Origin of the sequence: Mycobacteroides sp. H001 (genome assembly GCF_001440005.1) — a bacterium.
GTDB lineage: Bacteria > Actinomycetota > Actinomycetes > Mycobacteriales > Mycobacteriaceae > Mycobacterium > Mycobacterium gwanakae.
In genome coordinates this window covers 1-12,983 of record NZ_LJYH01000048.1, presented here as the reverse complement: position 1 = coordinate 12,983, position 12,983 = coordinate 1, and the positions used below count along the sequence as shown (strand labels likewise).

Genomic DNA, 12,983 nt, shown 5'->3' with positions numbered 1-12,983 from the left:
AGAGACGGTGCCTGACGGTCTTCGCGCACGCGGGACTTTGCGGATCTACCTGGGGGCCGCACCCGGTGTAGGAAAGACCTACGCCATGCTCAACGAGGCACACCGCCGGGCCGGACGTGGCACCGATGTGGTCGCGGCAACGGTAGAAACTCATGGCCGCTCCAAGACCGCGGAGATGCTCGACGGCTTAGAGCTCATTCCGCCCAAGGAGACGACCTACCGCGGCACGCTCATGCACGAGCTGGATGTCGATGCGGTGCTGGCCCGCAAGCCGGCGCTGGTACTCATCGACGAGATGGCGCACACCAATGCGCCGGGTAGCCGGAATCCCAAGCGCTGGCAGGATATCGACGAGATCCTGGACGCCGGGATCGATGTGCTGACCACCATCAACGTGCAGCACCTGGAAAGCCTGAACGACGTTGTCGAACAGATCACCGGAATCGTGCAGCGCGAGACCGTCCCCGATGCTGTGGTGCGACGTGCCGAGCAGGTTGAGCTCGTGGACATCACGCCGGAGGCATTGCGGCGCAGGATGGTTCACGGCAATGTTTATGCGCCGGAAAAGGTGGGATCGGCGCTGAGTAACTACTTCCGGACGGGCAATCTGACGGCGCTGCGTGAGCTGGCGCTGCTGTGGCTCGCCGATCAGGTGGACGCCGCGCTTGCCAAGTACCGTTCGGATAACAGGATCACCAAGACCTGGGAGGCACGTGAGCGCGTAGTCGTCGCGGTCACGGGGGGTCCTGAATCGGAGACTCTGGTGCGGCGGGCAAGCCGTATCGCCGCCAAGTCGAGCGCCGAACTCCTGGTAGTCCATGTGGTGCGGGGCGACGGACTGGTCGGGGCATCGACGGCGGTCATGGCGCGGGTACGCCGGCTGGCCAACGATATTGGGGCCTCGGTGCAGACCGTCACCGGAGACGATGTACCGCAGACGCTGCTCGACTTCGCCCGCGGTGTCAACGCCACCCAGTTGGTGTTGGGCACCTCACGGCGTTCGCGATGGGCCAGGATCTTCGACGAAGGGGTGGCCGCGGCGGTCATCCGAGACTCCGGCGCCATCGACGTGCACATGGTGACGCATGGGCACGCCGGGCCAGTGAGGCTGCGCAGTGGGTCCATGCCGCAAGAGGGACGCAAGCGCCTGATCATCAACTGGCTGGCGGCGATCCTGGTGCCGCCGGCCACCGCGTTGTTCATTCATTTCTTCGACTCCGCGCTCGGGGTCGGCAGCAAAAGCGCGTTGTTTCTCATTGCGGTGCTGGCAGTTTCATTGCTCGGCGGTGTGTCGACCGCGCTGGTGTCGGCCGTCATCTCCGGGCTGCTACTCAACTATCTGTTCGTTTCTCCGCGCTACAGCTTCACCATCGGCGAGACCGACAACGCACTGACCATCCTGATGATCATGGTGACCGCCGTCGCGGTCGCGGCGCTCGTCGACGTGGCCGCCACGCGCGCTCGGCAGGCTAGGCGGGCCGCCCGTGAAGCCGAGCTGCTGGCGCTCTTCGCCGGTGGCGTCCTGGTGAATTCGGATCTCTCGGCCCTTCTGGAGCGGGTACGCACCACCTACAACCAGACCGCGGTGAGTCTGCTGTGCGCGGAGGGACCGGCCGTGGCGAGTGTCGGGGACCACCCGCCCACACGGGAGTCCGAAGCCGACTCGGTGTTCCGGGTCGACGATGGCGCGTACGCATTGGCGCTCAATGGGCCGCCGGTGCCCTCCGCCGACGCGCGGGTGCTGCAGGTGGTCGCCGGAACGGCGGTCGGTTTGGTTCGTTCGGCGCGGCTGGCCGAGGAAGCGTCACAGGCCTCTGCCCTTGCCGAGGCCGACCGGTTACGGCGGGCACTGTTGTCTGCGGTGAGCCATGACTTGCGTACACCGCTCGCCGCGGTCAAGGCCGCCGTGTCAAGCCTGCGCAGTCCGGACATCGAGTTCTCGCCGGAGGACACTGCCGAACTACTTGCCACCGTGGAGGAGTCGACCGATCAACTGACGGCGCTGGTGGGCAATCTGCTGGACTCGTCACGGCTGGCGGCGGGGGTCGTGAAACCCCGCGCGGTGCCGGTGTACGTCGAGGAAATCGCGCATCGAGCCCTTCTGGGGGCCACCGAGAACGATCGCAAACGGGTACATCTGGACCTGAACGGTGCCGTGGTCCGGGCAGACCCGGGCCTACTGGAACGCGTATTGGCCAACCTTGTCGACAATGCGCTGCGATACTCACAGGCAGAGGTGCTGGTCAGCTACGAGGAGGTAGAGGACCGCACGCTGGTGATCGTCGCCGACCACGGGAAAGGGCTGGAGGCGTCCAAACGCGGTGCTGCCTTCGATGCGTTCCAGCGGCTCGGCGATCGTGACAACACAGTGGGTGTGGGGCTGGGACTTTCGGTGGTGAGGGGTTTCGTGGAAGCAATGGAGGGCACGGTGAACGCGACCGACACGGCAGGCGGCGGTCTGACCATGATCGTTGATCTACCGAGTGTCGGAGTGCTGCGATGACACGGGTGCTGGTGGTTGACGACGAACCGCAGATCCTGCGCGCCTTGCGGATCAATCTGTCGGCGCGTGGCTATGAGGTGGTGACGGCATCCTCGGGGGCGGGTGCTCTGCGCGCGGCCGCCGAGACCCAGCCCGAGGTGGTCATTCTGGATCTCGGGTTGCCGGATATGGATGGCACCGAGGTGCTCGCCGGGCTGCGCGGCTGGACCGAGGTTCCGGTGATCGTGCTTTCGGCGCGCACCGACTCGGCAGACAAGGTGGAGGCACTCGATGCAGGTGCCGACGACTATGTGACCAAACCTTTTGGCATGGACGAATTCCTGGCCCGTCTGCGGGCAGCGGTGCGCCGCGGCACACCGGACAGTGCCGAGCCGGTGGTCCGCACCGAAACATTCGACGTGGATCTTTCGTCGCACAAGGTGATTCGCGATGGCAGGGAAGTGCATCTGACGCCTACCGAATGGTCGATGCTGGCGGTGCTGGTGCGTAACCGCGGAAAACTTGTCGGGCAGAAGGAGCTGCTCCACGAGGTCTGGGGCCCGGCGTACAGCTCCGAAACTCATTATCTACGTGTGTATCTGGCGCAGCTACGACGCAAACTGGAGATCGATCCGGCTCATCCGAAACACCTGCTCACCGAGGCGGGGATGGGATACCGCTTCCAGGAGTGACAGGTCAGAAGGGTGGGCGGCCCAGATCGATCTGTTGAACGTCGGGATCGCAACCCGGACGGTACTTGGGCACCAACTGACCGTAGGTGGCCCGGAAATTGTCGGCACCGACCTTCTCAACGGTTTCCGGTGAGGCCAGCAGAAGGTAGATACCCATCGGAGTGATCCGTTTGGTGAAGCAGGTATCGACCACCGTGAAGGTCTGCCGCATGGCGGACGTCGGCACGATCTTGGGATCGCCGGGCGGGATGTACACCAGCTCCTCGATGCGAGGCGCCCACGAACCAGACAACAACTGCGCCCGTACCTCGCTGTACGGACGCAGCAAGAGTGACTCTAGCGCCACTATGGGTTCCGCCGCGGCAGTTGGCGCAGAGAAAAATGAGGCGCAGAACGCCATCGCGGCCGTGATGGCGGCGATTACATAGCATTGCGGGCGTGACGTCATTATGGGTAGAGCGTACGGGCAATCGGCGCTACACGGGACATAGCTCCCGGGGTGCCGAAGTGCTGATCGGATCAGAGACTGTCGACGGGGTCTTCACCCCCGGTGAGCTGCTCAAGATCGCGCTTGCGGCCTGTAGCGGGATGTCCAGCGACCAGCCCCTGGCCCGCCGCCTGGGCGAGGACTACCAGGTGCGCATCGATGTCAGCGGCCCGGCCGATCGGGAGCAGGAGCGCTACCCGGTGCTCGACGAGAAGATGGTCATCGATCTCAGCGCGCTCACACCCGAGGAACGCGCGCGGGTACTGACCGTCGTGGAACGTGCCGTCGACCAGGTCTGCACGGTGGGGCGCACCCTGAAAGCCGGAGCCGAGGTGAACTTCAGTATTGAGTCCTGAGGTCCGCCTTGACGCCTGGGTGCACGGACATGTCCAGGGGGTCGGGTTCCGCTGGTGGGTGCGATCCCGCGCCCTTGAACTCGGCCTGACCGGATATGCCGCGAACGCACGCGACGGCCGGGTACACGTCGTCGCGCAAGGGGACAAGGCCGAGTGTGAACAGCTGCTTGCCAAGTTGAACAGCGGTGAAACGCCAGGTCGCGTAGATCTTGTGGTGGATAGCTGGCAGCAGCCCGGCGAGCCTGTTTCCGGGTTTAGCGAGCGTTAGCGCCAAGACCGGTATTCTGGCCCGCTGTGCACCTCAAGAGTCTGACGCTGAAGGGCTTCAAGTCCTTTGCTTCGCCGACGACTCTGCGTCTGGAGCCGGGTATCACCTGCGTCGTCGGCCCCAATGGCTCGGGTAAGTCCAATGTTGTGGATGCCTTGTCCTGGGTGATGGGCGAACAGGGCGCCAAGGCCCTGCGCGGCGGCAAGATGGAAGACGTCATTTTCGCGGGGACGTCGACCCGCGCACCGTTGGGCCGTGCTGAGGTGACCCTGACGATCGACAATTCCGACCACGCGCTGCCGATCGAATACTCCGAGGTGTCGATCACCCGCCGGATGTTCCGGGACGGCGCCGGTGAGTACGAGATCAACGGCCAGAGCTGCCGGCTGATGGACGTCCAGGAGCTGCTGTCCGACTCGGGCATCGGACGGGAAATGCACGTCATCGTCGGGCAGGGGCGCCTGTCGCAAATCCTGGAATCGCGACCGGAGGATCGTCGCGCCTTCATCGAGGAAGCGGCCGGTGTGCTCAAGCACCGTAAGCGCAAGGAAAAGGCGGTTCGCAAGCTCGAGTCGATGGCCGCCAACTTGGCCCGGCTCACCGACCTCACCACCGAGTTACGTCGTCAACTCAAACCCCTTGGCCGCCAAGCCGAAGTTGCGCGCCGCGCCGCCACAGTGCAGGCCGATCTGCGCGATGCACGACTGCGTCTGGCCGCCGATGACCTGGTGACTCGCCGGGCGGACTTCGACGGAACCAACGATGCCGAGACGGCGCTGCGCAAGCAACACGCGGAGATCAGCGAGAAGCTCGACGTGGCTACCGCCCTGCTGACCGAGCACGAGACGGCACTGAGCGAGCTCATGCCGCAGGCCGAGCTGGCGCAACAGACCTGGTTCCGGCTCTCGGCGCTCGCCGAACGGGTCAGCGCCACGGTCCGGATCGCGGGCGAGCGGGCCAGCCACCTCGATGAAGTCGTCACCGCGCCGACTGGACCGGATCCTGAAGAGCTGGAGGCGCAGGCGGAGCGCGTGGCCGAGCAGGAACGACTGCTGATCGCGCAGCTGGAAACGGTCACCGAGCAGCTGACCACCGCGAAGGCCGAGTTGTCGGCCAAGGAGGCTGCCGTCGCGCAGGCGCAGCGCCAACACCTGGCCGCTGTCGCTGCCGAGGCGGACCGCCGTGAGGGCCTGGCCCGGCTTACCGGTCAGGTCGACACGATGCGTACGCGACTGGAATCGATTGACGGTCAGGCGCAGCGACTCACCGATGCGATCGGGGAGGCGACGGTGCGCGGCGAGGTCGCACAGACCGAGTTCGACACGGTCAAGGCGCGGGTGGCCGAGCTGGACCAGGGCGAGGTTGGACTGGACGAGCACCACGAGCGCTCGGTCTCGGCGTTGTCGATCGCCAATGAACGTGTGGCGGAGCTGCAGTCGGCCGAAAGGCAGGCCGAACGGCAGATCGCCTCGCTCAAGGCGCGTATCGACGCGCTGGCCATTGGCCTGGAACGCAAGGACGGCTCGGCCTGGCTCGCTGAGAATCGCAGTGGTGCAGGAATTTTCGGATCTATCGCGCAGCTGGTCAAGGTGCGGCCCGGTTATCAGGGCGCCATCGCGACCGCGATGGGCCCGGCCGCGGACGCGGTGGCCGCCGAGAATCCCGCTGCGGCGCAGGCAGCGGTGGCCGCGCTGAAGGCTTCCGACGGCGGACGCGCAGCGATTGTGTTCGGCGACTGGCCCGCACACACGCACACACGTCCGGCGATCGCTCTGCCGCCCGGGGCGCACTGGGCCGCCGATCTGGTGGAGGCGCCCGAGCGGCTGGCCACGGCGGTGTCGGCAATGCTGGCCTCGGTGGTCGTCGTCGATGAGCTGGGCGCCGCCATCGAAGTGGTGCTGGCCAACCCATTGCTGCGGGCCGTGACCATTGACGGCGACCGGGTAGGCGCCGGGTGGGTTGCGGGCGGCTCCGACAAGAAGCAGAGCACGCTGGAGGTCCAGGCCGCCATCGAGGCTGCCGGAGAAGAGCTGCGGGCCACCGAGACTCAGGTGGGCGAGATTTCCGCCGCGCTGGCCGGCGCGCTGGCGGAGCAGACCGCCCGTCAGGACACCGCCGAGCAGGCCCTGGCCGCTCTCAATGAATCCGATGCGGCCATCTCCGCGGTGTATGAGCAGCTGGGCCGGGTCGGCCAAGACGTCCGTGTTGCCTCCGACGAGGTGAAAAAGCTCACCCTGCAACGTGATCAGCTCGAACTGGGCCGCGCCAAGACGATGGAGGAGCTGGCTGAGGTCGAGTCGCGGCTGCGCAATGCCGAAGAGGCGCCCAACCTGTTCGACGACGAGCCGATTGACCGCGACGACATGGCCATCGAACTGGAAGAGGCGCGTTCGGTTGAGATCGAGGCGCGCCTGGCGGTACGTACCTCCGAGGAACGGGTGAATTCCGTTCGCGGTAAATCTGATTCGTTGCGCCGTGCCGCTACGGCCGAGCGCGAGGCGCGTGTGCGGGCTGAGCGAGCGGCGGCCAGCCGGATGCGGGCGGCCGCGGTGGCGGCCGCGGTGGCCGAGTCGGGACGGTTGGTTGCGGCTCGCCTTGAACACGTGGTCGCCGCGGCGTCCGCGCGCCGGGACCTGCTCGGCGCGACCCGCGCGCAACACACCGCCGCGATGGGTGCGGTGCGTGAGGAAGTCCGCGAACACACGCAGAGCCTGGCGCGTCTGACCGATGCGCTGCATCGCGATGAAGTTGCCAAAGCCCAAGCGGCCCTGCGCATCGAGCAGCTCTCCGAGCAGGTACTCGAACAGTTCGGTATGGCCGCCGACGACCTCATCGCCGAGTACGGTCCGCATGTCGAGTTGCCGCCCTCGCAGCAGGAACTAGACGAATACGAGCAGGCCCGCGAGCGTGGTGAGCAGGTGAGCGCGCCGCAGCCCATGCCGTTCGATCGGGACACTCAGGAGCGCCGCGCTAAGCGCGCCGAGAAGGACCTACGCGAGCTCGGCAAGGTTAATCCTCTTGCCCTGGAAGAGTTCGCGGCTCTGGAGGAGCGCTACAACTTCCTGTCCACGCAGCTCGAGGATGTCAAGGCGGCCCGCAAGGATCTGCTCGACGTCGTCGCCGACGTCGACGCGCGCATTCTGCAGGTCTTCACCGAGGCGTATGCCGATGTGGAACACGAGTTCAAGGGCGTGTTCTCGTCTTTGTTCCCCGGTGGTGAAGGCCGGTTGGTGCTCACCGACCCCAACGACATGCTCACCACCGGTATCGAAGTGGAGGCGCGCCCCCCGGGTAAGAAGGTCAAGCGCCTGTCACTGCTCTCCGGTGGCGAGAAGTCACTGACCGCGGTCGCCATGCTGGTCGCAATCTTCCGCGCGCGGCCCTCGCCCTTCTACGTGATGGACGAGGTCGAAGCCGCGCTCGACGACGTCAACCTGCAGCGCCTGATCGGACTGTTCGAGCAACTGCGGGAGAAGTCGCAGCTCATCGTGATCACGCACCAGAAGCCGACGATGGAGGTCGCGGACGCGCTCTACGGCGTCAGCATGCGCGATGACGGCATCACGCAGGTGGTATCGCAGCGTATGCGCGGCCTAGAGACTCAGCTCGCGGGCCAAAACACCTAGCGCCTCAGCACGTTTGGCGGGATCACCCAATACCTGGATGGCCACTTGGGTGGCACCGGCATCCCGGTGCTCCTGCAGCCGGGCCGCGATCTGTTCCGGAGTGCCGTAGGCGATGAGGGCATCGACCAGTTTGTCGCTACCGGGCTTGACCAGATCCTCCTTGCTGCCCGCGAAACGCTCCAGCATGGTCAGGTAGTTGGTCAGGCCCAGGTACATGTCCAGCGCCTGGCGGCCGAGCGCGCGGGCCTCGTCGGCATCGGTGGTGAGTACCACTTTCTGCTCCGGCACGATGATCGCGTCGGGTCCCAGAAGTTCACGTGCCCAACGGGTATGCGCGGGGGTTGTGAGGTATGGGTGGGCCAGCGCGGAGCGGTCTACGGCAAGTTTGAGCGACTTCTCGGCCAGTGCGGCGAGTGCCCGGCCCTCCTGGGGCACACCGACTTCGTCGAGAACATTGAGGTAGTCGACGAGTCCGGTGTAAGGCTTGTAGGCGACGCCGCTGTCGATTTCCGGGTGGCCGGCGCCAATGCCCAGAATGAACCGCCCGGGATGAGCGGCCTCGATGCGCTGCCACGATGCACCGGCCTCGCGAGCGGGCGCGGACCAGATGTTCACGATCGCGGTCACGATCCGGATCCGCTCGGTCGCGGACAGCAACGGATCAACCCACGGTAAATCGGCGGGAGGCGAACCACCCAGCCACGCTGTGTCGAAGCCCAGATCCTCGACAGCGCGCAAGAGATCTGCGTCCACCGCCGAGTAGAGGGTGAAGAAGCCGTACGGTGCGAACTCTGGTGTGGTCACCTCACGGCGAACGCGCGTGTGCGCCGTGAGTATTCCCAGAAGCTACTTATCGGAGCCGCAGGAGCAATTGGCCCCACACTGACAGTTGGTGCAGGTGCAGTTCGGGTTGTCGCAGCTCGCAGAGGTCTCGGGCGCGACGGTCTCATTGCTAGTCATGCATATGATGCTACGCCCGATGAGCTATTCCTTCGCAGTATTGCGCCACCAAATGGCCGCGCCGACCGCCACCAGCCCGAGGATGAACAACCACGGCCAGGCGCCGTGCAGATACACCCAGCCTGAGATTGTGCGCTGAATCTTCCCGGCCGCGTTGATGATCGGGTCGTCGGGGTTGCCGTTGGCGTGGAACAGCCTGACCTCGTAGCTGCCGTAATAGCCCACGTAGGCGCCGACTACCAGAAGGATGGCGCCGCTGATCCGATTCAGATAGGGCAATGCGCGCCGCATGGCGTTCAGCAGCACCGTGCTTGCCAATGCGGTGGACACGGCCAGCGTGCCCACCACCAGGGTGATACCGGAGGCGTACGCCAGATAGACCATGACACCGTCGAACAGGGAGCCGCTTTCAAAGGTGGTACTGGTGACTGCCAGGAAGGGGCCGATGGTGCAGGACAACGAGGCCACCGCGTATCCCACGCCGTAGCCGAACATGGAGCCCAGCCGGGTGGTGGGGGCATTGGCATCCAGCACTTTGGGCATGAGCGCGATGATGTCGCGGCCGGACAACAGCCACAGACCGAGGATCACCAGGCCGATTCCGAAGACCACCGTCACAAACGGCAGATACCGCTGCACCACGGACGCCACCGACACCGTCAACAACCCGAAAACGGTGAAGACCGCGACGAACCCGGCTGCCATCACCATGGTGGCGATGACCGCGCGAGCCAAAGCCCGCGACTTGCCGATTTCGGCACCGGGTCCGCGCACCACAAGGGCGAGGTAGACCGGCAATAAGGCGAATCCGCACGGGTTGAGCGCGGCGATCAGCCCGGCTGCAAAGGCAAGCGAGGTCAGGTCAGTGCCTTCACCCGGTCGCTGAGCTCCTGTTCGGACATCGACGATGTCGGGTTGTTCACAAAGTCCGAGGTGCCGTTGGAGTTGATGAACAGGTAGGCCGGCTGCCAGGGCACACCGAACTGCCGCCACAACGAACCGTCGGCGTCGTTGAGGTTGGTGAAGTGAAGGTTGTAGCGCGAAATGAATCCCTCCATTTCTCCCACCGAACCGCGGCCGGAGATGCCGACGAAGGTGACGCGGGGATTAGCCGCCGATACCGCACTCACATGCGGTCCCTCGCCGTTGCAGAACGGGCAATAGGCGGCCCAGAACCACAGCACGACCGGCTTGCCCTTGAGGCTGGCACCGTTGAAGGGCGCGCCCGAGACGGTGGTTCCGGTGAAATCGAGCAGGGAATCGGCTCGCGCCACAGGCGCCCGGACGATGCCGGCCGATATCAACAACACTGCGACGGTGACCGCAAGGGTCCGCGCCACGGCCCGAAATTTATTACGTCCCCCGAATTGGATATTCATGCCAAGAACCTCCTGGGACCCAAAACACAGCCAACACGGTGTGACTCCCGCAGTGTATGACGGGTCTGGCCTGTTTAGCGGGGGCTTGAGCGCGGACGCAGTGAAACTCGCCGCAGCTGGGCGATCGTATTGACATCGGCACAGTGCATGGCGATGCGCAGCTCGTCGAGGAATTGTTCGAGCCAGGCGATCACTGCCTGCGGCGACTGCACCGCCGGTGCCAAGAGAGGGAGCGCGACCGACACGACGCTGGCGCCCAGTGCGATCGCCTTGGCAGCGTCCATCCCGGTGCGTATGCCGCCCGAGCCGACGAGAGGCAGGTGCGGCAGCTCGGCATGCACCTCGGCGAGCGCATCGGCTGTCGGGATACCCCATTCGGCGAGCTCGGGAGAGGTGATGGCGCCGAACCTGACGAACTGCTCCACCCGGGCCCAGGACGTGCCGCCCGCGCCGGCGACATCAATGGCCGCAAGACGGCATCCGCTGAGGCGGCGCGCTGCGGCGCCACTGATGCCATGGCCGACCTCCTTGAGGAGCACCGGAAATTCGACCGCGTGGGTCAGCTCGGCGAGCCGATACACCTGACCGGTGAAATCGGTGTCGCCGTCGGGCTGTACCGCCTCCTGCAGCGGATTGGTGTGCACCGCCAGCGCATCCGCCCCCACCCGCTGCACCAGGTCGTTGAGCTGCGCGGCGGCCGCGGTGTTGCCGAGCTGTGCCAGCCCGATGTTGCCGATCAGCAGGATGTCGGGTGCTACCTCGCGCACCGCGAACGTCGCCGCGCTGTCAGGGTCGACCAGCATCACCCGTTGCGAACCCAGCATCATGCCGATGCCCAGCTCTTGGGCGGCGGCCGCGAGATTGCGATTGATGGTGGCCGAAAGTTTCGCGCCGCCGGTCATCGCTCCGATGAGAACAGGAGCGGCCAATCGCTTGCCCAGAAACCCGGTGGACAGGTCAACCCCGGCGAGGCTGGAATTGGGTAACGCCATATAAGGCAGGTCGAGTCGTTCCAGTCCCGTGGTTCGGGTGACGTACTGCACTGGATCGCTCAGGCAGGCGTCAATGTGGCGCTTCTTGCGTTCCTGTAACAATGCCCTGGTGCCTTTTGAAGTGTGGATCGCCATCGCGATCGTCGCCGTCGTGGTTTTTGCTGCATTGGTCTTCGGACTGGTGCGTTACCGCTCCCGTCGTATCAGCCTGACACGTTCCGACACAAACACGGGGATCACCGAGGGCGCCACACCGGCCGACCGTTCCGGCGGATACAGCGCCGGGTCCACCATCACCTTCAGTGAGGGCGGAGCGCAGGCAACTCCCGTGCCCAGTGTGGGCGATGACGCCGAAGTTCCGCGGGACGCGCCGCGGCGCACCATCTCCAATGTCCAGCTGCCTGAACCCGCAGCTGAACCGAAACCGCAGCCTGAACCCGCCGCGACACCCAAACCAGAGCCCGAGGCGGTCGCCGAACCCGAACCGGCGCCCGAACCAGAGCCCGAGACAGTCGCCGAACCAGAGCCGCAACAGGCGGCGGTGCTCGATGAGATCGCGCCGGTGGCAGGACGCCTCGACCGATTGCGGGGACGGCTGGCCAGTTCGCAGAATGCCGTGGGCCGGGGCCTGCTGGGCCTGCTGGGTGCGGGTGACCTCGACGAGGAATCGTGGGAGGAGGTCGAGGACACCCTGCTCATCGCCGACCTCGGCACCGCGGTCACCACGTCGATCGTGGACAGGCTGCGCAGCGAGATGGCCGCCCGCAGCGTGCGCACCGAGGCACAGGCGCGGGCTCTGCTGCGCGAGGTACTCATCGATGAGCTGCAGCCCGACCTCGACCGGTCGATCAAGGCGCTGCCGCACAACGACAAACCCTCGGTGCTGCTCATCGTCGGGGTGAACGGCACGGGCAAGACCACCACGGTCGGCAAGCTGGCCCGGGTGCTGGTCGCCGACGGACGCCGGGTGGTGCTCGGGGCCGCGGACACCTTCCGTGCCGCAGCGGCCGACCAGTTGCAGGCCTGGGGGCAGCGCGTGGGTGCTCAGGTGGTGCGGGGTGCCGAGGGTGCCGACCCCGCCTCGGTCGCCTTCGACGCCGTCGACGCCGGGATCCGCGAAGGTGCCGATGTGGTGGTGATCGACACGGCCGGGCGACTGCACACAAAGACCGGACTCATGGATGAGCTGGGCAAGATCAAACGTGTCGTGGAACGGCGTGCCGAGGTCGATGAGGTGCTGCTGGTTCTCGACTCCACGATTGGGCAGAACGGTTTAGCGCAGGCCCGGGTGTTCGCTGACGTGGTAGACATCACCGGGGTGGCGCTCACCAAGCTTGACGGAACAGCGAAGGGCGGCATTGTTTTTCACGTGCAGCGTGAACTTGGCGTGCCGGTGAAGCTAGTTGGCCTGGGGGAGGGCCCCGACGATCTGGCCCCATTCGAGCCCCCGGCCTTCGTCGACGCCTTGTTGGGGTAAGGGCGCCGCCTATCCCGGGTCGCTTCGCTCCTGCCCGCTGAAACCGGTAACAGACGCGAAACACACACGCGCTCTCTCGGAAACATCCGCTGCGCACTCTGCATGGGCAGAGTTCAAGCTTCAAGATCCTCGAGAGGAATGCCGCTAGTGGATGGTTTCCCGACTATGGGTGTCCCGAATACCGGTGACACTGCGTGGATGCTGGCCAGTGCCGCGTTGGTGTTGTTGATGACGCCCGGCCTGGCTTTTTTCTATGGCGGCATG

At 65.6% G+C, this 12,983-nt stretch carries 12 protein-coding genes; 7 read left to right on the top strand and 5 right to left on the bottom strand.

Annotated elements, in window-relative coordinates:
- Nucleotides 1–7: 7 nt before the first annotated feature.
- Entirely contained in the window at nt 8–2,503 is a 2,496-nt protein-coding gene (locus AOT83_RS24070) for a sensor histidine kinase KdpD (RefSeq protein WP_057963678.1), read from the top strand.
- The gene (locus AOT83_RS24065) at nt 2,500–3,174 is read left to right on the top strand and encodes a response regulator (protein ID WP_030094058.1); all 675 of its coding nucleotides are present in this window, start codon (nt 2,500–2,502) and stop codon (nt 3,172–3,174) included. Before AOT83_RS24070 ends, AOT83_RS24065 begins: the two co-directional genes overlap by 4 nt.
- 4 nt (nt 3,175–3,178) lie before the next feature.
- Here AOT83_RS24065 and AOT83_RS24060 read toward each other — a convergent pair whose 3' ends face one another.
- Nucleotides 3,179–3,622, bottom strand: a complete 444-nt coding sequence (locus AOT83_RS24060) for a hypothetical protein (RefSeq protein WP_030094057.1) — start codon at nt 3,620–3,622, stop codon at nt 3,179–3,181.
- On the opposite strand from AOT83_RS24060, the gene AOT83_RS24055 reads away from it, so the two are divergent.
- Genes AOT83_RS24055 through smc form a run of 3 tightly spaced genes read left to right on the top strand, consistent with a single transcriptional unit; the run spans nt 3,613 to nt 7,911 of the window.
- Complete coding sequence (locus AOT83_RS24055) at nt 3,613–4,017, top strand: OsmC family protein (protein WP_044103998.1); 405 nt, start codon at nt 3,613–3,615, stop codon at nt 4,015–4,017. The genes AOT83_RS24060 and AOT83_RS24055 overlap by 10 nt on opposite strands.
- Nucleotides 4,007–4,285: an acylphosphatase gene (locus AOT83_RS24050; RefSeq protein WP_044103997.1), complete on the top strand. Its 279-nt coding sequence runs from the start codon at nt 4,007–4,009 to the stop codon at nt 4,283–4,285. Before AOT83_RS24055 ends, AOT83_RS24050 begins: the two co-directional genes overlap by 11 nt.
- A gap of 26 nt (nt 4,286–4,311) precedes the next feature.
- A complete protein-coding gene (gene smc / locus AOT83_RS24045; protein WP_057963677.1) occupies nt 4,312–7,911 on the top strand; it encodes a chromosome segregation protein SMC in 3,600 nt (1,199 codons plus the stop codon).
- On the opposite strand, the gene AOT83_RS24040 is transcribed toward smc, so the two are convergent.
- The 4 genes from AOT83_RS24040 to fni all read right to left on the bottom strand — a co-directional run bounded on the left by AOT83_RS24040 (nt 7,879) and on the right by fni (nt 11,293).
- Nucleotides 7,879–8,715 (bottom strand): TIGR03620 family F420-dependent LLM class oxidoreductase, encoded by an 837-nt coding sequence (locus AOT83_RS24040; RefSeq protein WP_030094053.1) that lies wholly within the window; start codon nt 8,713–8,715, stop codon nt 7,879–7,881. The genes smc and AOT83_RS24040 overlap by 33 nt on opposite strands.
- 180 nt (nt 8,716–8,895) lie before the next feature.
- Entirely contained in the window at nt 8,896–9,732 is an 837-nt protein-coding gene (locus tag AOT83_RS24035; protein WP_199340806.1) for a cytochrome c biogenesis CcdA family protein, read from the bottom strand.
- A complete protein-coding gene (locus tag AOT83_RS24030; RefSeq protein ID WP_030094051.1) occupies nt 9,729–10,250 on the bottom strand; it encodes a protein disulfide oxidoreductase in 522 nt (173 codons plus the stop codon). The genes AOT83_RS24035 and AOT83_RS24030 overlap by 4 nt, the downstream gene beginning before the upstream one ends.
- 74 nt (nt 10,251–10,324) lie before the next feature.
- On the bottom strand, nt 10,325–11,293 hold the full coding sequence (fni, locus tag AOT83_RS24025; RefSeq protein WP_057963676.1) for a type 2 isopentenyl-diphosphate Delta-isomerase: 969 nt from the start codon (nt 11,291–11,293) through the stop codon (nt 10,325–10,327).
- A gap of 22 nt (nt 11,294–11,315) precedes the next feature.
- Here fni and ftsY point away from each other — a divergent pair, with 22 nt between their 5' ends.
- Complete coding sequence (gene ftsY, locus AOT83_RS24020) at nt 11,316–12,719, top strand: signal recognition particle-docking protein FtsY (RefSeq protein WP_075908793.1); 1,404 nt, start codon at nt 11,316–11,318, stop codon at nt 12,717–12,719.
- A 165-nt stretch (nt 12,720–12,884) separates the two neighbouring features.
- Nucleotides 12,885–12,983 (top strand): ammonium transporter (locus AOT83_RS27690; RefSeq protein WP_131726905.1); only part of this gene is annotated, 99 nt, incomplete at its 3' end.

Coding starts and splice junctions, on each gene's coding strand:
- AOT83_RS24060 (WP_030094057.1), bottom strand. CDS start 3,622: ATGACGTCACGCCCGCAATGCTATGTAATCGCCGCCATCACGGCCGCG.
- ftsY (WP_075908793.1), top strand. CDS start 11,316: ATGTGGCGCTTCTTGCGTTCCTGTAACAATGCCCTGGTGCCTTTTGAA.
- AOT83_RS24065 (WP_030094058.1), top strand. CDS start 2,500: ATGACACGGGTGCTGGTGGTTGACGACGAACCGCAGATCCTGCGCGCC.
- AOT83_RS24030 (WP_030094051.1), bottom strand. CDS start 10,250: ATGAATATCCAATTCGGGGGACGTAATAAATTTCGGGCCGTGGCGCGG.